At 56.4% G+C, this 850-nt stretch carries 1 protein-coding gene; it reads left to right on the top strand.

All coding sequences use genetic code 11. The features are described from left to right. Positions 1-777: aminotransferase class I/II-fold pyridoxal phosphate-dependent enzyme (locus tag AC5ZGW_RS46515; RefSeq protein ID WP_496114189.1), on the top strand; the 777-nt coding region annotated here is incomplete at its 5' end. Positions 778-850: the final 73 nt, after the last annotated feature.

The following is an 850-nucleotide window of genomic DNA, read 5'->3' as shown; positions in this document are numbered from 1 at the left end:
GCACTGCGTACGTTTTCGATCGCGGGTGCAACCGTGGTCCAGCTAGGTCTGGCCGCAGAGGGAGTGGATCTGAACGAAGTCGAGGCAATGCTGCAGACCAATGCCCGGGTGAAGCTTTTCTACACGATGCCAGCATTTCATAATCCAACCGGGCGCCAGATGTCGTGCGACTATGTGGCCAAGTTGGCGGGCCTGCTAGCCCGCAGTGGCGCTCTCTTGGTGCAGGATCTTGTCTATGCTGAGTTGCCCTATAACGGTCCAGTGCATTGGCTGGCGCCAGGCAACAACGTGATCAATGTCCATAGCATCTCAAAAGTTGCCGGACCGGGGCTACGGGTAGGCTGGGTGCTTGCGGAGTCCGACATCATCAACAGGCTTGCGCACCTCAAACCCGACGGCGGCGTAAGTCCGGTTTTGAGTAATGTCGTTTTGGGGTTGTTGCAATCGAGCGCTCTTGACGCGCACATAACACGCTTACGCGAGCACTACCAAGCGAAGCGAGACAGCGTGCATAGGTTGTTGCAGCGCAGCCGGATTTGCGAGCCGGAATATACGGTGCCAAGCGGGGGCTTCTCGTTCTGGGTACGGCTTACCGCGGGTACGGATCCGGAGATGTTTATTGAAGCTGCGAGCCGCGAGCACGACGTGCACCTTATAAATGGTCGCAACTATGGCCCACGAAGTGGCCGTCACGTGCGCCTGTGTTTCAGCTATCTTCCAATATCTCTCATTGAGCAGGGGCTGGAGCGCTTAGGTAATTTGCATGCTAACCTCTAGCAGTCTGCTGAAAAAGCCCTCGTCAGGGGCTGCGATTGATGATTCTATATCGATCATGGATCGTCGGGGGTTC

The organism is Bradyrhizobium sp. Crot121 (assembly GCF_059512385.1).
This window is presented reverse-complemented; position numbering and strand designations above follow the sequence as displayed.